The sequence below is a fragment of the Chitinophaga ginsengisoli genome, assembly GCF_003014595.1.
In the GTDB taxonomy this organism is placed as follows: Bacteria; Bacteroidota; Bacteroidia; order Chitinophagales; family Chitinophagaceae; genus Chitinophaga; species Chitinophaga ginsengisoli.
Map to the genome: position 1 here is coordinate 26,363 of NZ_PYGK01000018.1, position 22,049 is coordinate 48,411.

At 47.0% G+C, this 22,049-nt stretch carries 13 protein-coding genes; 6 read left to right on the top strand and 7 right to left on the bottom strand.

Annotated features, from left to right (window positions below):
- Positions 1-450 precede the first annotated feature (450 nt).
- Genes CLV42_RS28865 through CLV42_RS28885 form a run of 5 tightly spaced genes read right to left on the bottom strand, consistent with a single transcriptional unit; the run spans position 451 to position 9,117 of the window.
- The gene (locus CLV42_RS28865) at positions 451-1,953 is read right to left on the bottom strand and encodes a glycoside hydrolase family 32 protein (protein ID WP_106605420.1); all 1,503 of its coding nucleotides are present in this window, start codon (positions 1,951-1,953) and stop codon (positions 451-453) included.
- Positions 1,954-1,984: 31 nt separating this feature from the next.
- Positions 1,985-3,703 carry a RagB/SusD family nutrient uptake outer membrane protein gene (locus CLV42_RS28870; RefSeq protein WP_106605421.1) on the bottom strand — a complete coding sequence of 573 codons (1,719 nt, stop codon included), beginning with the start codon at positions 3,701-3,703 and terminating at the stop codon, positions 1,985-1,987.
- Between the two features lie 21 nt (positions 3,704-3,724).
- Positions 3,725-6,805, bottom strand: a complete 3,081-nt coding sequence (locus tag CLV42_RS28875) for a SusC/RagA family TonB-linked outer membrane protein (RefSeq protein ID WP_106605422.1) — start codon at positions 6,803-6,805, stop codon at positions 3,725-3,727.
- Positions 6,806-6,845: 40 nt separating this feature from the next.
- On the bottom strand, positions 6,846-7,760 hold the full coding sequence (locus CLV42_RS28880; RefSeq protein WP_106605423.1) for a carbohydrate kinase family protein: 915 nt from the start codon (positions 7,758-7,760) through the stop codon (positions 6,846-6,848).
- Positions 7,761-7,788: 28 nt separating this feature from the next.
- Complete coding sequence (locus CLV42_RS28885; protein ID WP_106605424.1) at positions 7,789-9,117, bottom strand: sugar porter family MFS transporter; 1,329 nt, start codon at positions 9,115-9,117, stop codon at positions 7,789-7,791.
- A 221-nt stretch (positions 9,118-9,338) separates the two neighbouring features.
- Here CLV42_RS28885 and CLV42_RS28890 point away from each other — a divergent pair, with 221 nt between their 5' ends.
- Positions 9,339-12,110 carry a hybrid sensor histidine kinase/response regulator transcription factor gene (locus CLV42_RS28890; protein ID WP_106605425.1) on the top strand — a complete coding sequence of 924 codons (2,772 nt, stop codon included), beginning with the start codon at positions 9,339-9,341 and terminating at the stop codon, positions 12,108-12,110.
- Positions 12,111-12,378: 268 nt separating this feature from the next.
- Here CLV42_RS28890 and CLV42_RS28895 read toward each other — a convergent pair whose 3' ends face one another.
- Positions 12,379-13,272, bottom strand: a complete 894-nt coding sequence (locus CLV42_RS28895; protein WP_106605426.1) for a PfkB family carbohydrate kinase — start codon at positions 13,270-13,272, stop codon at positions 12,379-12,381.
- Positions 13,273-13,930: 658 nt separating this feature from the next.
- Here CLV42_RS28895 and CLV42_RS28900 point away from each other — a divergent pair.
- Positions 13,931-15,421, top strand: a complete 1,491-nt coding sequence (locus CLV42_RS28900; protein WP_106605427.1) for a S8 family peptidase — start codon at positions 13,931-13,933, stop codon at positions 15,419-15,421.
- 62 nt (positions 15,422-15,483) lie between these two features.
- Here the strand turns inward: CLV42_RS28900 and CLV42_RS28905 are convergent, their stop codons facing one another.
- On the bottom strand, positions 15,484-16,767 hold the full coding sequence (locus CLV42_RS28905) for an amidohydrolase (RefSeq protein ID WP_106605428.1): 1,284 nt from the start codon (positions 16,765-16,767) through the stop codon (positions 15,484-15,486).
- A 199-nt stretch (positions 16,768-16,966) separates the two neighbouring features.
- On the opposite strand from CLV42_RS28905, the gene CLV42_RS28910 reads away from it, so the two are divergent.
- The 4 genes from CLV42_RS28910 (at position 16,967) to CLV42_RS28925 (ending at position 21,949) form a co-directional block, all read left to right on the top strand.
- Positions 16,967-17,542 (top strand): YceI family protein, encoded by a 576-nt coding sequence (locus CLV42_RS28910; protein WP_106605429.1) that lies wholly within the window; start codon positions 16,967-16,969, stop codon positions 17,540-17,542.
- 134 nt (positions 17,543-17,676) lie between these two features.
- Positions 17,677-19,092 carry an alpha-L-fucosidase gene (locus tag CLV42_RS28915; RefSeq protein WP_106605430.1) on the top strand — a complete coding sequence of 472 codons (1,416 nt, stop codon included), beginning with the start codon at positions 17,677-17,679 and terminating at the stop codon, positions 19,090-19,092.
- 328 nt (positions 19,093-19,420) lie between these two features.
- Positions 19,421-21,217 (top strand): hypothetical protein, encoded by a 1,797-nt coding sequence (locus tag CLV42_RS28920; protein ID WP_106605431.1) that lies wholly within the window; start codon positions 19,421-19,423, stop codon positions 21,215-21,217.
- A gap of 219 nt (positions 21,218-21,436) precedes the next feature.
- Positions 21,437-21,949 carry an OmpH family outer membrane protein gene (locus CLV42_RS28925; protein ID WP_106605432.1) on the top strand — a complete coding sequence of 171 codons (513 nt, stop codon included), beginning with the start codon at positions 21,437-21,439 and terminating at the stop codon, positions 21,947-21,949.
- Positions 21,950-22,049 lie beyond the last annotated feature (100 nt).

Consider the following 22,049-nt stretch of genomic DNA (forward strand, 5'->3'; position numbering starts at 1 on the left):
GGGGCTAAACACAATTACCCCGGGGGATTACCATTATAAACAAACACGCGTGGCCCTAAATACGGGGGGAATCACAACACAAACGCGCGTGATTCCGAATCCCGGGAGGAATTGCCATCGTAAAATAGATTTGTGTGTTCCCGGGTTGCCGGTTCCCGGGGTTTAAAACCCCGGGCTACAAACAACAAGGCTCCTAAAGGAGCCTATCGATGTTTTGTTTCCCGGTTTATTGTTGTTGGATTTTTACCGCTAATCAGGAGAACACATCACCCACAGGAGCGACAGCTTTAGTAGCACCGGTTTCAGATGGGAATGGCGGGCCTTCGGCTCTCCGGTGACACGACCGGTGTTGCCCAATAGAGATCCAGCCCCCATTCGCTTGACAATGCCAAATCGACATCCAGAGAGGCGCCGACCGCCATCCCATACTGAAACCGAAGCTACTAAGCGTTAAAAGGATAAATCCCACACCTTCAGCGTATCCATCATCACCTTCCCTTTTGCAGAAAACACCGCACATCCGGTAGCTTTTGAATCAGGGAACACGAGCGTCGTCAACACCCGCTCCCCACCATTCACAAACACCTCCACAGAAGACTTGTCAAACAACACCTGCAACCTGATCTTCCCATTAGAAGGCTTCACCATCATTTTATCCGTACCCCCCGCATTCGCAATATAAAGCTCATTACGGGCCTTATTATATCCAATGACAGTCTCGGCCCCGCTAACACTATTCTGCCCTAATTTAAGCCCAAACTCCTCCCCTGAACCCGGCGTAAAAGTGACATCTATCCAATTAGCATTTGAACCAAACCGCCCACCCTTGTTTAACGGCATTTCCCTACTATCAATCTCTACCCCCTGTTTCACCAGCCTCTTAGACGCCGGCAGCTTCTCCAGCGATGCATTCAGTACTGACGCCGGCTGCTGATACAACCGCACCCCTTCCGGCGTTGACTTCAGCAGCAGGTCTCTCGCAATAGACATCTGCCCACGCCACGGATAAGTCGGCGTTTCAAAAGGCATCAGCCAGCCCAGCATCGTATGCTTACCATCGGGCAGGTTGTTGTAAGGAATAGCCGCATAGAACGTCCTCCCATAATCCACGAACTGCTGATGCTCCCCCGGATTATCATTCGTAAACGTCTTCCCATCAAAATCGCCTGTGAAATACTGCATCCCCGTAGCCGCATCAGGATTCCCGGAAGAGATCATGATCAGCCATTTCTTCTTTGACGGGTCGCCGTCAACATACAGCGGCGTCAAAGACGGGCATTCCCAGATCTTACGCGTATCACCCTGGTTACCAAACTCACTCAGCAAGTCCCATTTCTTAAGGTTTTTTGAAGCGTAGAACTGTAACTTATGCTCCTGCGGAACAGCCACTGTCATCACCCATTGCTGCTGCTCCTCCATCCAGATGACACTGGGATCACGGAAATCCTTTTTATGAATATCCACTACCGGATTGCCCGCAAAATTAGTGAAGCTCATACCGCCATCATTGCTATACGCCACAAACTGCGACTCCTTCTCCTGCTTCGGCTGATCTGCCGTATAGATAGCCACTAACGGCGCCTTGCCATTGCTGCCAAAACCACTCGTATTATGCGCATCCAGCACCGCACAGCCGGAGAAGATCCAGGTAGTGGTGTCTTTGGTTTCTATCTCCGGAATAGCTACCGGCAGGTGTTTCCAGTGCAGCAGATCTGTGCTGGTAGCATGCCCCCAGCTCATATGCCCCCATTTATTCTCATAAGGGTTGTGCTGATAGTAGAGATGATATACCCCATTGAGGTAGATCAATCCATTAGGATCATTCGTCCAGTTTTTCGGCGGAGTAAAATGATACACAGGACGCCACTGTGGAGTAGGCACCTCCTGTTGCTGGGCCAGCAAAGTGAATGGTAACAGGCATATCAGCCAGAAAGTAAACAGTTGCTTATTCATAAAATGGACAATGTTTTAATGGGTTAGTACATCACCAACCAGCATTTTGTTTATATAATCCTTTACTATAGTTCATCTGGTTCAAAGGTACCGGCAGATATTCATCCCTTCCCTTCTGAAAGGCAGCATCTGCCAGATGCGGACTCCGTGTTTTCTCCACTGCAAAATAAGCATTCAGATATTCGGCCGCAATGCCCCAACGTACCAGATCGAAAAAACGATACCCTTCCATGGCAAACTCCAGCCTGCGCTCCCAGCGTACCGCCTGTCTGGCGAAGTCCTGCGTCCAGGTGCAATTGACGCCGGGTTTGTAAATAGCTACTTTGTAGTTAGATGTGAAGGAACCATCTGCCTGCTTCAGCAACCCTGTACTATTCGCCGCTCTCGTCCTGATACTGTTCACCAGTGCCAGCGCCTCATCCTGCCGGCCCAGCTCTACCAATGCTTCCGCTTTAAACAGCAGCACCTCATCATAACGGATAATATCCCAGTTCTTGGAGCTCGACATAAACGGAGGTATCTTCTGAAACGCAGCATCATTAGGCAATACCGCTTCCTTCAGGCTCAGGTAACTGCCATATACATCAGGTGCCCGCGCCCAGGAGCGTTGGTAGATAAAACCAGGATCATACTTGTAAGGATGTCCGGGTATGGCCACAGTGTGGTCCAGCCGCGGATCAAAAGTATTGGTTTGAAAATCGCTGCCACCAGTGATGTTCTTATCATTGAAGGTATTGAACATCGGCAATCCGGAAGCATCCGTTTTAAACGCATTGATCAGGTTATAACTGGGAGAATGAAATCCGCAGCAACCGTAATCTGTGTTCATCGGATAATCCAGCGTATGTCCATAATCCAGTCTGCCTTTAGGCGTTCCGTCTTCTCTTGAATACTGGATCGCAAAGACTGATTCCATGCTGTTCTCAGTAGCTGCTTTAAAGTTATTTGCAAAGTCACCATTCAGCTGATAATGCCCTGAGCCGATCACCTCATCACACAGGGTATTGACCTGTTGCAAAGTAGCCGCATCAATGGAAGTGACCGCATTGCTCTCATCCTGCTTATATGCCTGGTACAACAGTGTCTTAGCCAGGTAAGCCTTCGCCGCAAATTTATTCACCCTGCCGATCTGTGGTTGTGTAGCAGGCAGGTGCTCAGCCGCAAAACGGAAATCATCTGCAATCTTCGTCCATAGCTCATCATTACTCAGCGCTTTATTGGAAATAGTCGGATAGTTTTCCTTCGCTACCGTTTCATCAATATAGGGCATATACTTGAAAAGGATCTTCAGCAGGAAATAATAATGCGCACGGAGGAAACGTACTTCCGCCTGCCTGACAGTCTTTTCAGGGAATGCATCTTCACTGATGGCATTCAGTCGCGCCAATGCATCATTCGTACGACCGATGCATACATACAATCTGAACCATAACAGATCAGTCAGACCATTATCTATTCTGTTCAACGCAAAGGTTTCATAAAAGTGGTATTCACTGATATCACCGGCACCATCACCGCCTTTGTAGGCATCGCCACTACGCAGGTTACCATAAGGCCACATACTGGAATAAGGCGCTGTATAGTGGTCATTACCTAAAGCAGCATAAGCGGCAGTTACCATCTTATCTACGTTCTCAGGCGTATTCAGATCATCGCCGGACACCACCGCCTGTGGCGTCTGATCGAGAAATTTACTGCAGCTACCCAATAACAGGCTACTGCATATCAACAGATATATTAAGCGTTTCATTGTGATCAATTTTAACAGGTACTAGAATGACAGGTTCAATCCCACTGTGCCGATAACAGGAATAGGATAAGCATTGTTAGGGTTCTCCGGATCAGTGGCAGTAAAGCTTTTGCTCTTTACAGTGAAGAGATTACTACCCTGCAAATATACCCTGGCCGTCTGGAACTGTCCGCTGAACAAATGCCTGAAGCTATACCCCAGCTGTATATTCCTCAACTTCAGATAAGACCCTGGCTCCAGGAAGTAAGTAGACGTACGGTTCTCATTGTTACGATCTACCAGTGTCAGTGCAGGAATGGACGTATTGGTATGTTGCGGCGTCCATGCATCCAAAGTGCGTTGGCCCCAGTTAGTACCCGTCCAGAGGGAGGCGAAGTCAGTATAGGTCTTGTAAGTGTTGTACACCTGTATGCCCTGGACACCCTGCAGGAAGAAAGACAGATCAAAGTGTTTATACTCCAGTGCGACATTCAAACCATAAGTAAAATCAGGATCTCCTTTACCAATATAATCCCTGTCCTTATCATTGATCTGTTTGTCGCCGTTCAGGTCTTTGTAACGAATACGGCCTACGCCTTTTCCGATCTGGTTGGCATGATCATCCACTTCCTGCTGCGACTGGAAAATACCATCTGCCACATATCCGAAGGTGGAATTAATAGAACGCCCCAGGATGGTTTTATCCTGACCATTACCGGGATAAGAAGTCAACACTTCGTCAGGCAGGTAAGTGATCCTGTTACGGTAAGTAGCCACATTGCCTGTCATCGTCAACGTAAGTCCTGGAGCGATGTCACCGGAATAGGTCACAAACGCTTCCAGCCCTTTGTTCTCCATAGAAGCGCCATTCGCATACCGGGAACCGCCTTCGCCGATCACCGCCAGGTAAGCAGGATTGATCAGGATATCAGAAGTCTTCTTGATGAAATAATCCACCGATCCGGAGATGTGGTTATCCAGTACACCGAAGTCAACACCGAGGTTCATCTCTTTGGTGCTCTCCCATTTTAAAGCGGTATTCCCCTGCCTGATCAATGTGTATCCAGATGGAAGCTGACCAGTACCACTACCATTCAGATCATAAGCGCTGCCACTGTCAAAGTCCCAGGTAGGATCAATGCCATAGATGGCAGAATACAGTGTATAGGTCGCATTGTTGACAATCTCCTGGTTACCGCTTCTACCCCAGCCTGCACGTAGTTTCAGATCGGAGATAAATGGCAGGGCAGACTTCACCGCGCCTTCTTCACTGACACGCCATCCCAATGAGAAGGCGGGGAAAGTACCAAAGCGGTTCTCCTTCCCAAAGCGGGAAGAACCATCTCTACGCAAGGTTACAGACGCCAGGTACTTGTTGTCATATGCATAATTCACCTTACCGAAATAAGACAACAAGGTATATCCACTGCCACTGCCACCATTATCCTTTTGTGTGGTGCCGGCATCGAGGTACGCGTAGTCTATATTTTCCAGCGCATATCCCTGCCGGCTGGCAAAGAAGTTCTGCGCCATGTATTTGATCTGTTCCTCTCCCAGCAGGACATCTACACGGTGTTTCTTTAAGGCAACATTGTAAGAGAGGGTATTCTGCCACACCCAGTTCCCATTATAATCCTGTGAGGTATTCACCTGGTTGGTCTTATCAGAAAGGAATCCGGAAGTATATGATTTACGCAATACACGCTGGAAGGTGCCATTGTAATCAATACCCAAATTTGACCTGAAATGCAGTCGTGGAATGATCTCTACATCCGCATAAGCATTACCGAACAATCTTACGAACTGACTTTTATTCTGTTTATTATCTTCAATAAGACGTACCGGATTCTGCCTGTCCGTCATACCGGGCGCAGGACCGCCCCAGCCGCCGCTCACACTATGTACAGGTACCACAGGCTGTTGTACCAACGCTGCAAAAAGGATATCCGTTGCCGGCACCAGCGCGTCTTTGATATAGGTGGCCGACAGGTTCTCTCCTATCTTTAACCGGCCCTTAAAGAAGGAATAGTCTGTATTAAAACGAGCCGTAAGCTTCTGCTGACGCGTATCTTTGACGATGCCCTTATTGTTATACATCCCTACAGAAAAGAAGGAATTGCCTTTCTCACCACCATTGGTCAGTGAAATATTATAGCTCTGCAACAAGGATGTCTGCGCAATCTCATCATACCAGTAGGTATCCGCAGGCTTCATGGTCTTCGCTGCATCGATATACTCCGGCAGTACGATCTTGTTCAGTACAGGATTGTTATAATCGCCATTCCATTCATACTGATAGATCTGGTTATTATTCGGATCTGCATGATCATTGACAGCCGCCTGCCAGTAGGCACGGCCACGGCCGGCGGTATTCAGTGTCTTAAGTTTTGTACTGTAATGCTGTAACGACGATGAAGCATCTACATTGATCTTACTAAACCCTTTCTTTGCCTTTTTCGTCGTCACGATGATGACGCCGTTTGCCGCACGCGAACCATAGATCGTAGCAGAAGAGGCATCTTTCAATACCTGGATTGATTCAATATCATTCTGGTTCAGCTCTTGTAATCCGCGTTTGGTAGGAATACCATCTATCACATACAAAGGATCGTTGTTCCCCAATGTACCAATGCCCCTGATCCTCACGGTAGCGGCACTGTTGGGCGAACCATCCGTAGTGATCATTACACCCGGCACTCTTCCCTGCAGGGCTTTAAGCGGATTACCCAATGGGATGTCTTTGATCTCGGCTACATTCACAACGGCCACAGCGCCCGTCAGATCTGCTTTTTTCTGGGTCTGATAACCGGTTACGACAATCTGGTTTAAGTCAGTAGCATTCTCTTCCAGTTCGATGGATAGTACAGATTCATTCGCAGGCACTTCCTGCGTCATTGGTTTCATACCCAGGTAGGTAAACGTGAGCTTCTCGCCGGGCGCCGCGTTAATGGAGAAATGGCCGGTATTATCAGTAATAGCATTTGACTTGCCTGCCTGTACGGTCACACCTGGTAGAGGTGTTTTGCCCTGGCGACTTGTTACAGTACCCTGATAAAGCTTTTGCTGTGCTACTGTCAGCATGCTAAACAGCAGCATAGGTAAGAGGTAAAATACTCTTTTCATAATTGGAATTTTAGCTGATGGTGGAATTAGGTTGTATACGTTATTGTCCCGTGCTGATGTATGCTTTCTTTTGTATCATGTCTGTTATTTCCTGCGGATGATAATCCGGGCAACCGCCCGGTTTCGATGCTATCAGTGCTCCCAGTGCATTAGCGTAGGCGAGGCTGTAATCTGGTGTATAACCTCTTATCTGTGCTGTGAGAAATCCCGCCAGGAAAGCGTCTCCACTGCCGATAGTATCTGCTACTTTCACCGGCTGCCCTTCGTGGTAATAAAACTGTCCCTGTATATAGCCCATACATCCTTTACTGCCCAGTGTGACGACGATAGTAGCAATGTTGAATCGTTCAGATAATGCTTGTATACGATCTTCCGGTGTTGCGTAACTGCCATACCAGGATGAAATCAGTTCCAGCTCACCGATATTCAGCTTCAACAGGTCGCAGCTGAACAGCAACCATTCCAGTGTTTCTTTTGTGTAATAAGGAGCACGCAGGTTGATGTCCAGCACCTTGGTGGCGCGCGACTGCAAAGCCTTTTCCAGTGTATTGCGGGATATGGCGTTTCGCGCCAGCAGACTGCCATACACGAGGTATTGCAGGTCATCATTCCGGAGCATCTCTTCCAGCGCATCATCCCAGCTGATATGATCCCAGGCTACCGGGTACACGATATCGTATTGCATATCCAGTTGCTCATCCATACGGGCATACACCTTACCTGTATCGTATCTGTTGTCACGCTGAATAAGATCAGTAGCCAATCCCCGCTGCTGCATAATATCCAGCAAACGCTGTCCGTGGTTGTCATTCCCTATTCTCGATACCAGGACCACACGCTGCGATTGCTTGTGCAGATGATAGGCAACATTCAGCGGTGCACCTCCCGGCAATTCCTGCGCTGGTAATATATCCCACAGGATCTCCCCCAGGCTCACGATGTTATAGTTTGTCATAGTTGTAATCAGGATGTGAAAAAATCATTTAGTGTACGACCATCGTCATCTCAATCTCTTCCAGTGTCCTGCCTTTTGTTTCAGGCATCCAACGTAATACGAACACCAGCTGTAAGACCATCATCACACAGAAGAAAAGGAAGATATGTCCGCCCCCGATACGGCTGGCCAGATAAGGAAAAGTGAAGGCAATGACTGCTGCCATGATCCAGTGTGTAAAGCTGCCCAGTGTCTGTCCTTTAGCACGTACCTGGTTAGGGAAGATCTCCGAGATAAATACCCAGATCACCGCTCCCTGGGAGAAGGCAAAAAAGGCGATATAAATAAGGAGATAAGACACCACGGCAATACCGCCGGTATGCATGTAAAAGGACACTGCTACCAGTCCCAGTGTAGCGATCAGCCCAACGGTGCCTATCAGCATCAGCTGACGCCTGCCGATCCTGTCTATAAAGCGGATAGCTGTTAAGGTGAAAATGAAATTGACGATACCGATACCTACCGTAGAAAGCAGTGAAGAACCAGCGCCCAGACCAGACATTTCGAAAATACGGGGCGCGTAATAGATGATAGCATTAATACCGGACACCTGGTTGAACATGGCAAACAATACTGCCAGCATGACCGGCGTGTTGTACTTGGCTTTGAACAGCTTTTCACTTTGTACCGTACTGGCGGGCGCTTGTTGTGATTGCCGGATAGTATCAATATCAGCCTGATAACCCTCCGGGTTGATAACCTTCAGCGTGGCAATAGCCGCCGGCTCCCGGAGCCCCTTGATCAACAACCAGCGGGGACTTTCAGGCACCCACTTCAGTAACACCAGGAATAAGCCCGCAGGTACTGCCTGTACGCCCAGCATTAATCGCCAGGAACTGTCGCCCCCCATGCCGATCAGGTAATTGGACAGGTAGGATATCAGGATACCCAACACCACATTGAACTGGAACAGGGCTACCATACGTCCCCGGTACTTCGCCGGCGATACCTCAGAGATATAAATCGGAGCGGTCACCGAAGATGCCCCTACACCCAGTCCTCCAATAAAACGGCATAACAGGAAAAGATACCAGTTGGTCGCCATGGCAGTTCCAATGGCAGAAAAAAGGTAAACGGCTGCTACCAATACGAGCGTAGACTTCCTTCCCAATCTATCCGAGGGGATACTACCTCCCAGGGCACCGAATACTGTACCTATTAAAGCAATAGAGACTGTAAACCCATGTTGCACTTCCGATAAACCCCAATATTGCTGAATAGACTGCTCAGCTCCCGAAATAACAGCGGTATCAAAACCGAAGAGGAAACCACCCAGGGCTACTACAAAAGCCCAGAAAAACACCGTTTTATTAGTCATAACGCAGAATCGTTTATGACCCAAACCTACTCATTCACCCCTACCGGCCCTTATGACTGTGTCTCCATTACTATCAAATTTGTAACTTCTCTAAAAAAGTATAATCATATAATTATCAGCCATTTAAATAATTCAACAATAAAGATCAATACAAGATGATTTCATTTTTGTATCATTGTTTTTAGATTTTGAAACATTCCACCGTTAAAAAACAGTCCACGTTGTCAGCCAACTTTACAAGACATATCTATATTTTTCTGCTGTCAGTCATTTTATGCAGTCTGGGTTGCCGCCGCCAGGCGGAACCGAAATACCGTATCGGGTTCTCTCAGTGTACCGGCAATGATGACTGGCGACGGAATATGCTCACCGAAATGAAAAGGGAGCTGTTCTACCATCCTGAAATGAAACTATTATATAAGGATGCAGAGAGCAGCAGTCCCCGGCAGGTGGCACAGATCAGGGAACTGCTAAAAGAGAAGATCGACATCCTGCTGGTATCGCCGAATGAAGCAACACCCCTGGCGCCTGTTATTGCGGAAGTATATGCTAAGGGAATCCCGGTGATCATCCTTGACCGTAAAGCCGCTACTGACTCATTTACAGCCTATATAGGAGGCGACAACCGGAATATCGGTAAACTGGCCGCTGAGTATATTGCAGCCCAGTTACACGGCAAAGGACGCGTAATAGAAGTGACCGGGCTACGGGGATCCTCTCCTACCGTGGAAAGGCATGAAGGATTCCGTGCCGCACTGGCAAAATACCCCGGCTTACAGCTGACAGCCACCCTGGAAGGAAGCTGGGTAGCCGATAAAACAAAGGAAGCTGCCGCCAGGAATGATGCGGCCATCCGCCAGGCCAATATCATCTTCGCACAGAACGACGTCATGGCCTACGCCATGTATAAATATTGCAGGGACAAGGGGATTCCTAATATCAGGATCATAGGGGTAGATGCATCCCCTTACCCCGATGCCGGTATTGACCTGGTATTTCGTGGTGTACTCAGCGCCTCCCTCCTGTATCCAAGTGGTGGTAAGGAAGCCATCAGTATGGCCGCCAATATCCTCGCCGGTAAAAAGCCTGCCCGGAATACGCTGCTGCAGACCGTATTGATCGACAGTACCAACGTAAAACTGATGCGCCTCCAGATCGATAAGATACAGGTGCAACACCAGGAAATCGAACAGCAACAGTCTCTCCTGCAGGAACAACGCCGCCTGTACCAGGACCAGCAACACCTGCTCCGTATTGTGGCTACCTCCCTTTGTGTGGCTTTCCTCTTAGGGATCGTATTGTTCTTCATCCTGCGCACCAACCGGCGTATCAATCACCAGCTGAAACAACAACGGGACGAAATACTCCTGCAACGCGATCAGCTGGTAGAAATGACCAGCAAAGCGGAAAAGGCCACTGAAGCAAAGTTTGTCTTCTTCACCAACCTCTCCCACGAATTCCGGACACCACTCACTCTTATACAGGCGCCCCTTGAAAACCTGATGGCAGGCAGACAGCTATCGGCCGTCCAGAAACAACAACTGGAACTGATGCGCAGGAACGTTGTCCGCCTCATGCGACTCGTAAACCAGCTGCTGGAATTCCGCAGAATAGAAAGCGGCAAACTGCAATTGAAGGTTTCTGAAAATGAGCTATCCGCTTTTGTGACCGAGATCATGGAAGCCTTCAAAGGTATCGCCGTCAAGAAACATATAGACTTCCGGTTGATTAGCCGTCAGCCAGGTATCAAGGCATGGCTGGACCAGCGCCTGTTCGACCGCGTGCTGTATAACCTGCTGTCCAACGCCTTTAAATTCACGTCAGATTACGGCAAGGTGCATATATACCTGGAGCTGTCCGGCAACAGTGAAGAAGCCATCCTACGCATTGAAGACGATGGCGCCGGCATGGATGAGAATACACTGATGCATGCCTTCGAATTATTCTATCAAAGCAGGGAAAGCGAACACAAAGGCACCGGTATCGGACTGGCCCTCAGCCGTGAGATCATCCAGCTGCATCATGGCAATATTGCGGTAAAAAGTAAAAAGGGCGCCGGTACAACGTTTACCATCACCTTACCTGCTACCAGTGCACCATTTGCACCGGAGGAAATTCAGCACGAAGAAGAACATATCAATGTGATCAATGAATCATTGCACAACTATGTAGAAGAACTGGAAAATATGGGCCCAGTGGCCGTAGTTCCAACATCCCGCCAGGACCAGTCTCACTCTCTGCTCATCATAGAAGATCATCCTGACCTGAACAGCTTCCTGGCAGGTTATCTCAGCGAAAGCTATGAAATATTCCACGCCAGCGATGGTGAAGAAGGCTTGCGACTGGCATTCCGCCACATCCCGGACATCATTATTTGTGATATTATGCTGCCTGGTATAGATGGTATCAAGGTATTGGAAACAATCAAGCATGACATCAGGACCTCCCATATTCCCGTCATCCTGTTAAGCGCGAATAACAGCGAAGAACAACGGATCAGGGGTATGCAGTATAAAGCGGATGCGTATATCAGTAAACCGTTCAACATGCAGTACCTGAAGGAGAGTATTGCGAGTACGCTCAGCAACCGCGCACTACTAAAAGATCATTATATCACGGAGCCGGAAACGAGGGTGCATTCCGTTCAATCCAATAAACCGGACAGAAAGTTTGTCAATGATTTCACCGCAATAGTAGAAGAAAACCTGGGGAACGATCAGTTCAATGTGGAAGATATCTGTACACAAATGTCCATCTCAAAAATGCAGCTATACCGCAAAGTAAAGCAACTGCTGGACTGCAATGTCAATGATTTTATATTGGATGCAAGGATAAAGAAAGCGAAGTACTTACTGGTGCATTCACAGTCTTCCATTTCAGACATAGCCTACACCTGTGGCTTCTCCTCTCCCGCTTATTTTTCAACGGTCTTCAAAGCCAGAGCTCAGCAAACACCAAAAGCATTCAGAGAACAGGCATTTAACAACACCTAATAAATTTAGTTTAACAAAACCTACGCAACGCAACTAGTGACGCTCGAATCAGTAAGAGGAACAGCGGAAGTAGCACCCGGTTCCAGATGGGAATGGCGGGCCTTCGGCTCTCCGGTGATACGACTGGTGCTGCCAAATAGAAATCCATCCCCTATTCGCTTGACAACGCTAAATAGCATTCCGGAGAGGCGCCGACCGCCATCCCATACTGGAACCGGCGCTACTTAGCGTAAAAGAAGGAATTTCCAAGCCAGGACGGCTACTAATATTATAACTCCGCAAACACTTTCTCCCTGCTCGCAGCGAGCAAGTCCAGTACATCTTGTTTTGTACCGGTAAATGGCCCGGAAGACTCAATCTTGAGCGTAGCCATTGCAGCAGCAAATTCACCTGCCGCCTGCAGCGTAGCGCCTTTAATACGCTGAGATAAATATCCAGCCATATAAGTATCGCCACAACCAGTAGCATCAATCACCACAGTAGGTACATATGCCGGAATATGATGAAATACACCATTTGCATAGATAACAGAACCCATGCTGCCCAATGTGATCACCACTTCCTTTACCCCCCAGTCGGCCAGTACCTGCGCACCTTTACGCACGTCTTTCAGACCCGTCAGCACTTCCATTTCATGCTCATTTGCCTTCAGCGTATGTATATACTTCAATGCCTCCTGTTTGGCAGGCCAGTCAATCGCATGTACATTGTGGTTTTCTACCTTACGCAAATAACCCTGTACATCGAGTGCTACCTTGCCACGCTCAGACAGTGATTTAATTAATTCTACCGGAATATCATCAGCCAGTAAAGGGCCTAAGTGAAAGAAACGGGCATCTGTATGTGATAATGCCTCAATGGAAAACGGATCTGCTTTCTGCAGTACCCGCTGTGTACGATGATCCTGGTTTTCAGAATAAATATTCTCAAAATAAACAGTATGCCTGCTCGGTACCACGTCTACCTCAATGCCCTTCGCACGCAATTCTTCTACTGAACTCATTTCACTTTCCGCAAGCCCTGTTACCAGTCTATACTTAACATCCATTTGACGGACTGCATTGGAAAAGTAAAAGGAAGTGCCTCCTGCCATATGCACCACAGATTTTGTGGTTACTACCTTATCCAACGTGATATGCCCTACGCAACAAATATCGTACATGTACTCTCTTATATTGATTATTATACCAACTAATATGCTACTAAATAATCGCCAAATATAGCTAATAGATACCGATCTGCGGCATTATACTCTGAGGACGCCAAATATTGATTGATTTTCATCACTTTATAAAATACCTTAATCCCTGCATTTCTCAAAAAACGCCCTTCCCGGCCTCCTCCGGCGGGCACAATTTATTATTGCAGGTAGATGGCAGTCTGCTGATATTATGTGACAGCAACGGCAGCATTGCTGCAGCAACAATAAAATAAAAAAGTATATGTCAGTTAATCATACATTATCTGCAAATCAAATATTGCATTAGCATTATTTCAAAATAGTATGAAAGAGCTTGTTGATTTTTATAAATAATTTATCTACATTCACTTAACCCTTTTTTATTCAACCAAACGTACACGATCTGTCCGTTTCCAATCAAGTTTTATTCTGTTATTCATTTTTTAAAATCGTTCTGTACGCATCTCAAAAACAAAGTCTGTTAGCATTTTAAAACCATTCGTAAGCAGCGTAAAAAAACAATTTTCTTAATCAGTTGAACCACGTGCCAGGCAGCGGTAAAAACGCGCTGTTGAGCATTTCTAAACCATTCTTTAAGCATTTAAAAGAAACATTCTGTTAATCACTTAAAAAACTCTCTATGAAAAGAAATCAACTCCTTGCCCTAGCAATTCCTATCATGATGCTGATGACCATTGCCTCTTGTACTAAGGATGATAAAGTTCTCCGTGTACGTAATAGTGTTCTCGACAGCAAACATCAGGACAGGGGCTTTATCATTATTGCCAAAGAAGGCGCTAAACTTGAAGCTATTTCAGAAAACCTGAGCAAATTACATGTAAGAAATTTCAAACTGAGAACCGCCAACCAGGAGCTGGGATTGATTCGTGTACAGACGCCAGATCCTACCTTTCCCGAAAAAGCAAGGCAAATTGCTGATGTAGAATCAGTAGTAGTAGATGTTGTATTGAACTGGAGACTCCCAGGTAAAGTATTCCGTTCAGACAAACCCATCTCATCACCTGCAGCCAGTGCAAAATCCAAATCACTTGCCAGCAATCCTTACAGTTTCCTCCAGTGGGGCCTGCAATCTGTAAAAGCGCCAGAGGCCTGGGCTAAAGGCTACAAAGGCAGGGGCGCTAAAGTAGCCGTACTTGATGGCGGTTTCCTGTTGAACAACCCTGAGATAGCGCCGAACATCATCCTCACTCATAACTTTATTGATGGTGAAGAAGTACAGTATCATGGCGCAGAAGGCTTCAGCCATGGCTCCCATGTTGCCGGTACTATTGCTGCACTGGACGATGCCGTTGGCGTAGTAGGCGTTGCCCCCGAAGTAAAACTGATCCTTGTGAAGGTATTGTCTGACGCCGGTAATGGCCCATTCAGTGCCCTCATTGACGGTATTTTCTATGCATCCAACCATGGCGCAGATGTGATCAACATGAGCCTTGGCGGCGAACTTCCCCGCAAGACTTACACAGATGATAACGGCACTCCCGACGATCCATCAGATGACTATGTAGTGGAATATAACAGGGACATCAAAGACCTGGTCAAAGCGATCAACAGGGCTACCCTGTACGCTACCTTAAATGGTACAACCTTGGTGGCTGCTGCTGGTAATGATGCGTATAACTATGATGTGGAAAAGAGATTCATTACTTATCCTGCCGCTGCACTAGGCGTATTGTCTATCGCTGCCAATGGTCCGCTGGGCTGGGGTATTAACCAGGATACTACTTTGTATGTACCAGCTATCTATACGAACTATGGTAAACAGTTCATTTCATATGGCGCACCAGGCGGTAACTGGGCAATTCCATTGAACACAACGATCGTCAATGTAGGCGGTGTTGTATACTATGAATATGTATTTGATTTCGTCTTCAATATCGGCTTCTGGGATGAGGCATCAGGTCAGTTTTCCTATGGCTGGTCTGCCGGCACCAGTATGGCAGCTCCTCATGCCAGTGCAGTGATTGCATTACTGTATGGTAAACATCCAAAGATGAATCCTATACTTGTCGATCTTATACTGCGTAAATCATCCGACGACTATGGGCACAAGGGTAAAGATGCCTTCTTCGGTAACGGACAGGTGAATGCAGGAAAAGCGGTTAGTTACTAAGGTCATTATTCATATCAGCAGAGAGGCTGTACGTCCACCGCGGGACGAACAGCCTCTTACTTTTATTTCCTCTTCCCATAATCAAATACAAGCTGGCAGAATATCTTTACACCTGCATCCAGTCGCGAGTCATCAATATAAAAATCGGGTGTATGATGCGCTGCTGCTGTAGCAGGATCTTTTCCGGCAGGCAGGCCCCCCAGGAAAAAGAAGAAGGCAGGCGCTTTCTCCCCATAAAAAGAAAAGTCTTCCGCACCTGTTGTCCATTCACCTTCTTTTACATTCTCCGCTCCTATTGCAGCTGCTATTGAAGGCGCCATTTGTTTGACCAGTGCCGGATCATTATACGTTACTTTCGTCTTGGTATCGATGGTCACTTCTGCTGTAGCACCAGAAGCTTCAGCAATCTTCGTAGCAGTCAGTTTCATCTTCTCATGTACCTGTTCCTGCATTTTGCTGTCTAATGTGCGGATAGTTCCTTCCATGACCAGTTCTTCCGGCATGATATTACTGCGTACACCACTGTGTATCTTACCGACGGTGATCACTACGGGCGCTTTAGTAAGTTCTGCCTGACGGCTTACAATCGTCTGAAAGCCTTGTATAATCTGCGCTGCTACCACTATAGGATCAATACCATTCCAGGGTTGGGAACCATGCGACTGTTTACCCTTTACCTTTACAACAAACCAGTCGCTGGAAGCCATTTCAGCACCTGACTTATACTTCACCGTACCAATAGGCGTCTGTGAATTAATATGCAGACCAAAGATGGCGTCTACCTTCGGATTATCCATCACTCCTTCTTTGATCATCAGTGGCGCACCGCCTTCCTCGTCACCAGGCGCGCCTTCCTCTGCCGGTTGGAAGATGAACTTTACTGTTCCCGGTACGTCCTTTTTCATGCCAGCCAAAACAGCGGCGGTACCAAGTAACATGGCCACATGGCTATCATGACCACAGGCATGCATCACAGGCACCTGTTGTCCAAGGTATTCGGCGCTGTCTACGGATTTAAAAGGGAGATTAGCCCTTTCATATACCGGCAATGCGTCCATATCAGCACGTAGTGCAACCACCGGTCCGGGCTTACCACCTTTCAGTAATCCCACTACCCCCGTCTTGCCTATACCGGTCTGCACATCCAGGCCTAAAGCCCTTAAACGGGCCGCGATGTAAGCACTGGTCTTATACTCACGGTTGGACAGCTCCGGGTGCTGATGGAGATACCTTCTCCAGGATACCACAGAATCTTTAACACTGGCAACGTTCTTATCCAGTTCTTTTAGCTGAGCCATTCCCAGCATGGGTACAAATGTCAGGAATGCGATAATTCCGGGTTTCATAAGCAATAACAGATTTTGGTTGATTAATATGACAAATTATAACAATTTTCGTCCACTCCCGCGGGAAATCTGTCAATGGGTCTCATCCTGCGGTTGATCAGCTTTACAGGAAGCATCAATCAGCTTTCAGCCTGATGACCGTCATGCCCCACTCCTGCCCGCCCCAGTAACTTGCGGTATCAAATCAGGAATTCGCACTATGAAAGCACTCATGAAAGCAATGACACTGTTGTTTCTTGCTAATCAGTTGACAACAACCACAATCGCTCAGGTACAGTATCAGCAGAAGAACGATTTTACACTCACTATCAACGGTACATCCACTATGCACGACTGGGAGATGAAGACCTCCAAGATCGCGTGCAACGCCACCTTTACCTTCTATGAAGATGGAGAACTCGGAGGATTGACCTTACTTAATTTCACCATGCCGGCAGAAAGTTTAAAGAGTGAACGAACGGGACTTGATGCTGTTGCCTATAGGGCGCTGAAAACAAAACAGTATCCCACTATTACCTTCAATCTTATATCCGCCGCTGTATCCAAACAAGGAACTGTTATCTCCTGTACGGGCAACCTGACCGTAGCCGGTGTTACACAAAGTATCAGCATCGTTGGCGCCGCACAGGTCAATGCAGACAAAAGCATCACCATCAAAGGAACCAAGCAGATCGACATGCGCGACTTCGAGATCGATCCGCCCACTTTCCTCTTCGGCCAGTTCACCACCGGCGAAAATGTTACCATTACCTTTAACCTGACCTTCAGGCATTAAAACGACCCTTTCCCTGTATACCTGTCTTAAAAGGATAAAAGGTCATCAGCATCCGGTAAAATACGCACATCCTGTACAAGCCATTTCCGGGATCTTACAGCTGCATCACAATTTTATTTTAAACAGGTCTATACATGAGGAAATTATTGGTCATTTTCCCGCTGTTATTAGCAGGCATCATGCCGGGAAAATACGCATCCGCACAGGAAAAAGAAGGGGTACATGAAATGTCGAAAGACTACCAGGCTCCCAAGGATCCTTTAGTGATCAGGAAACTCTCCAAATGGCAGGACCAGCGCTTCGGGCTGTTCATGCACTGGGGGACCTATACCCTCTGGGGAGAGGTGGAAAGCTGGAGTATCTGCCCTGTTGACTGGGTGGTAAGGAAAGGTCCGTACAGCGATGATTATAACACCTACAGGAACGCGTATGAACATCTGCAGTATGATTTCAACCCTGTAGATTTCAACCCGGAGAAATGGGAGAAAGCAGCCAAAGCTGCGGGTATGCGTTATGTGGTTTTCACGACCAAACACCATGACGGATTTTGCATGTTCGACACGAAAGAAACCGATTATAAGATCACCAGTCCCAATACGCCTTTCTCAAAGAATCCGCGTGCCAATGTGGCCAAAGAGATCTTTGATGCATTCCGGAAGGACAGTTTCATGATCGGTGCTTACTTCTCTAAACCAGACTGGCATAGCCAGTATTTCTGGTGGAAATATTATCCGCCTAAAGACGAACATGCAAACTACGATATCAAGAAGTTCCCTGAACGCTGGCAGCAATTCAACGACTTTACCTATAACCAGATCCAGGAACTGATGACGGGTTATGGCCCTATCGACATCCTTTGGTTGGATGGCGGTTGGGTAAGACCTGATGGCAAACAAAGCATCGATATGCCACGCATTGCCAACATGGCCCGCAGTCATCAACCAGGACTGATCATTGTAGACAGGACCGTTCCCGGTGAATTTGAGAACTATACCACACCAGAACAATCCATCCCTGATAAGCCATTGCCTTATCCATGGGAAACCTGTATGACAATGGGGTACTCCTGGAGTTATAGTCCGCGGGATGAATACAAGCCTTCCCGTCAGCTGATTTCCCTGCTGGTGAAGATCGTGTCAAGAGGCGGTAACTTCCTTTTAAATATCGGTCCCAGCGACAAAGGAGACTGGGCGCCTGAAGCGTATAAGCGCCTGGAAGATATGGGCAAATGGATGGACATCAACGGAGAAGGTATTCATGGATCAAGACCAGTGGCGCCTTATTCCGATAAGAATGTCTACTTCACACAGTCGAAAGACCAGCATTCCATCTATGCGTATTTCCTTTCTGACAGTGATGATGTGAAGCTGCCTGCAGAAGTTAGCTTTGCCGTACAGGATCTCAAAAAGATCAATCACATTTCACTGTTAGGTACAAAGGCGAAACTGCAATGGACATTGAAAGATGGTCAGCTGACTATTAAGATCCCGAAGAACATGCAGGAGAAAAGCGGCCTGAAATACAGTGCAGCATTCAAGATCAGCGCGTAAGCAATAACTGTCTTATACTCAGGGCGTATCACAATGTGGTACGCCTTTTTTCATGTAAAATGCTTATAACAGTTTGTCTATAAAAGCGTAAAGGACCAATAAAAAAAATTATTGGTCCTTTAATTTAATATATACTATATTTACCTCTATTACGACAACTCAACTAAAGAAGACTTCTTTTCTACTTCCTGAAAACACAAAACCCAAAAGTACCAGTAACATCACCACCCCTATTTTTCCAAATACTAAACCTCTAGTATCATTAGCAGTGGCTGTTGCTTCATCTGATTCCCTGTATACACTCACGTTAAAAAAACGCACAAGCAACATGAAAAAAAACGTAATTGTCGGCATTTCCCTCATGGCAGCAGTCACCCTTATATGGCTGGGCGCCTGCAACAACAACAGTAACAACAAAACCTCAGAAAGCGCAGTTGGGGTCAGCCCCTATTCCCGCATTCAGTTACCTCAGGATGCAATGGCTACCTGCACGGTGTCAAAAGACACATTTAACACCTGGTTTAAAGGTGGCACAGCTACTGAAAACGGCGCTGTAACTGCTGCGAACAGTGTCACCTTTGGTCATCAGAACAACTGTGATTTCTATCAGTGGTCAGAACGTATGTTCCTCTGGATCACTTCTTCTTCAGAGCAGTATGGTGGCTCTGTAATGGCCTCTCCGGTATTCTACAATGTGGTAGCAGACCCGAAGGGTGGATTAATGCTGGAGAAACATACATCGGGCATCATTCCACCAGCCACTGCCAGTGTAGAGAAAAACGGTCCTAACAGATTGCCGGTCTTCAGAGACAAAAAAGGGCGCCTGTTTGAATTAATGGTCCATAAAGCAGGAGAAAAAGTGTTGATAAAAAATAAGGCAGGCAAACTGATAGAATTGGGCAACGTAGAAAAGACCGCCAATGGTCCCGCGCTGTTAAAAGATAAAGGCGGTAATAAAATCGAACAGCCCTTGATCGCCACCAAGCTGGTTCATGCTGAAAACGTACTCCATTCATTTCCCAGCAGCACAGGCACAGTCATCCTGGACATCAACGGCAACGAAGTAGATGCAGGAATAGATCAGGCTACATCAAATGCGCTGATCGCACAAAATAACTCACTGGTATACTATATCACCATGGTGAATGATATGTATGCCTATTACCTCACGGCGATCAATGATCCGAAATTCAAGAACGATAGCATTACGAGCCAGCATTTCCCAACAACCGCAGCAGAAAGGACCTGTATCGTTAACTACGCAAAGGCACATGGCTATCTTATTCCTACAGATTCAAATGCCCTGACCATGGAGCTGAAAACCTCCTGGGTAATAGCCGACAGCCTGGCTAATCCGCAGGACTATTTCCTGATGGACGCCATGATCCCAAAATATGCAGCTTCTTCGACTACACTCTGGAAACCTGCAGGACAACAAAAAGCGAAACTGGCCTTAGTCGGTATACATATTGTCGGCAGTGTAGCCGGCCATCCTGAAATGATCTGGGCAACATTCGAACATCAGAGCAATACACCTAATGCAGCATATCAGTACATCAACACCAAAGGTCATGTACAAACTGTTCCCGCAGATAAGGGTTCCTGGCTCTTTAACAACAAAGCTCCTGGTGATTCCAACAATATCGCTTATATCAATGTCGACTCAGCCAGCAACCTGGTGGCAAGCCCCGGCAACATCATAGCCCCCAGCAATACGCAGCGACTGTTCCCGTTTGGGACAGCTTTTGGTACTGTTCCTAATCAGCAGGACACCAGCGCCTCTGCTTCCAATACTGAGCTTATCTCTATCAACAACGCGATCATGAGCATGATACCGGGTAAGGATATCAGGAAAAATTACGTGTTTGTCGGTGCGGTATGGACATTTGGCGGCTCAGCGCCAACAGGCAGTATCTATCCGGCAGATTCCACTTCCGGTGGCGCTATCGGTACGAGCGTGTTAGCTAATAGTACAATGGAAACTTATTTCCAGTCTACCACCTTCACCTGCTTTACCTGTCACAGCAACAATTCATTACAACCTGCAGCCCTAAGCCATGTTTTCGGCAAGATAAAACCGCTGAATGCAATACTGCAGAAGATTGATGCGGACCAGAAGAAATAGTGTTTTATGCATCATGAAGAAAGGCGTCATTTTACGCCTTTCTTCATGATGATCCCAATACTGCCGACAGCGTTTATCCCCTTCTCCCGACCGGCAGATCGTGCCTGAATACTCTTGCCCTATTTATACCGGAGCCTGCTTAACTTTCCTTTATGGTTCCCTTAACTTTTTATTAGAATATGATTGTACAATTTACGGCATCAATTAAATCAACTATCTATGCTAAAGAACTGTACTATCGCATTGTTCCTGTCCGCTTTCGCCACCTTCTCCACTACACGCAGTCAAGCCCAGGCAAAGATTGCCTATATCAATATGCAGCAACTGGTTACCAGCATGCCGGAAGCTAAACGCGCATATGATACACTGCAGGTATACCAGGAGGAACTGGGTAAAGACGGTCAGGCGCTCGTCAATGAATTTCAGCAAATGGCGGCAAAGTATCAGGCGGATGAACCGACCTTAAAAGCCGACATGAAAGAAATCAGGCTGAAACAGCTGGAAACGGCCAAAGCAAATATTGATGAATACAGAGGACGCATGGAACAGAAGTTGTCAGCCCGTGAACAGGAACTCAGTGCACCTATTCTTGCCAAAGCGAAAAAGGTGGTATCCGATCTGGCAGCAGAGAAAGGGATTGTTTGCGTATTGGATAGCTCCAAAGATATTGTTGTAACAGCTACCTGTGAAGACCTGCTATCAGCAGCCAAACAGAAGCTGGGTATTAAATAGTTTTTGTCTGTGTTAGTTAAAAAGGGCCGCTTCATTTTTGAAGCAGCCCTCATTATTGTTATCAATTTTCTATTTGCGTGTCCATTCTTCCTGAATAGGA

What these genes read in the sequence shown, in the direction of transcription:
- CLV42_RS28865 (WP_106605420.1), bottom strand. Translation starts at nt 1,953, where the DNA reads ATGAATAAGCAACTGTTTACTTTCTGGCTGATATGCCTGTTACCATTC.
- CLV42_RS28885 (WP_106605424.1), bottom strand. Translation starts at nt 9,117, where the DNA reads ATGACTAATAAAACGGTGTTTTTCTGGGCTTTTGTAGTAGCCCTGGGT.
- CLV42_RS28895 (WP_106605426.1), bottom strand. Translation starts at nt 13,272, where the DNA reads ATGTACGATATTTGTTGCGTAGGGCATATCACGTTGGATAAGGTAGTA.
- CLV42_RS28915 (WP_106605430.1), top strand. Translation starts at nt 17,677, where the DNA reads ATGAGGAAATTATTGGTCATTTTCCCGCTGTTATTAGCAGGCATCATG.
- CLV42_RS28870 (WP_106605421.1), bottom strand. Translation starts at nt 3,703, where the DNA reads ATGAAACGCTTAATATATCTGTTGATATGCAGTAGCCTGTTATTGGGT.
- CLV42_RS28920 (WP_106605431.1), top strand. Translation starts at nt 19,421, where the DNA reads ATGAAAAAAAACGTAATTGTCGGCATTTCCCTCATGGCAGCAGTCACC.
- CLV42_RS28875 (WP_106605422.1), bottom strand. Translation starts at nt 6,805, where the DNA reads ATGAAAAGAGTATTTTACCTCTTACCTATGCTGCTGTTTAGCATGCTG.
- CLV42_RS28910 (WP_106605429.1), top strand. Translation starts at nt 16,967, where the DNA reads ATGAAAGCACTCATGAAAGCAATGACACTGTTGTTTCTTGCTAATCAG.
- CLV42_RS28900 (WP_106605427.1), top strand. Translation starts at nt 13,931, where the DNA reads ATGAAAAGAAATCAACTCCTTGCCCTAGCAATTCCTATCATGATGCTG.
- CLV42_RS28880 (WP_106605423.1), bottom strand. Translation starts at nt 7,760, where the DNA reads ATGACAAACTATAACATCGTGAGCCTGGGGGAGATCCTGTGGGATATA.
- CLV42_RS28925 (WP_106605432.1), top strand. Translation starts at nt 21,437, where the DNA reads ATGCTAAAGAACTGTACTATCGCATTGTTCCTGTCCGCTTTCGCCACC.
- CLV42_RS28905 (WP_106605428.1), bottom strand. Translation starts at nt 16,767, where the DNA reads ATGAAACCCGGAATTATCGCATTCCTGACATTTGTACCCATGCTGGGA.